The sequence below is a fragment of the Proteus sp. fly-1067 genome, from assembly GCF_040139345.1.
Lineage (GTDB): Bacteria > Pseudomonadota > Gammaproteobacteria > Enterobacterales > Enterobacteriaceae > Proteus > Proteus vulgaris_B.
Genome location: NZ_JBEEUL010000140.1, coordinates 1 through 634, shown reverse-complemented (window position 1 = coordinate 634; position 634 = coordinate 1). Strand labels below are relative to the sequence as shown.

Below are 634 nucleotides of genomic sequence, written 5' to 3'. Positions count from 1 at the left end.
GCCGCAGGGCTTGCCGTATTACAAAATAGATTACAGCCAACAGAAAAAGAACATAGTGATTATTTTGTTGCAAGGCATTTACGCCCTCAGCCTCGTTTATTGCAAGGCCAAGCATTGCGTCATTTAGCGACATCTGCAATTGATATTTCTGATGGGTTGATTTCGGATTTGAATCATATTCTCACAGCTAGTGGCTGTGGTGCGCGTTTAAATTTAGACTCATTACCTTATTCACCTGCGATGAAAGCCGAAGTCAGTGAAGAACAAGCGGAGATTTGGGCATTAAGTGGTGGTGAAGATTATGAATTATGTTTTACAGCACCAGAGATCAATCGAGGTGCGTTAGAGATCGCATTGGCGCATACAGGGGCTGACTTTCATTGTATAGGGCAAATTATGCCGATTGCTGAAGGGATCCGTTACTTACGTGATGGTAAAGATGTACACCCTAATCTTAAAGGGTTTGATCACTTTAGTGATGCTAATGAGTAACCTTACTTTAATCAAAAGGCGCTTTATTCGCGCCTTTAAGAATATTGGTAATATCTAACTTTATGTTTAAATAGATTATTAATAATCTTCTATCTTAGCTTTTCTTCACAAATTCAGATTTTAATTTCATTGAGCCAAAGCC

Annotated in this window: 1 protein-coding gene; it reads left to right on the top strand. The window is 39.0% G+C overall.

Features of this window, described 5'->3' with window-relative positions; translation table 11 throughout:
• The coding region (locus tag ABN217_RS19620; RefSeq protein WP_349459907.1) for an AIR synthase-related protein at positions 1 to 492 on the top strand (492 nt) is incomplete at its 5' end.
• Positions 493 to 634: the final 142 nt, after the last annotated feature.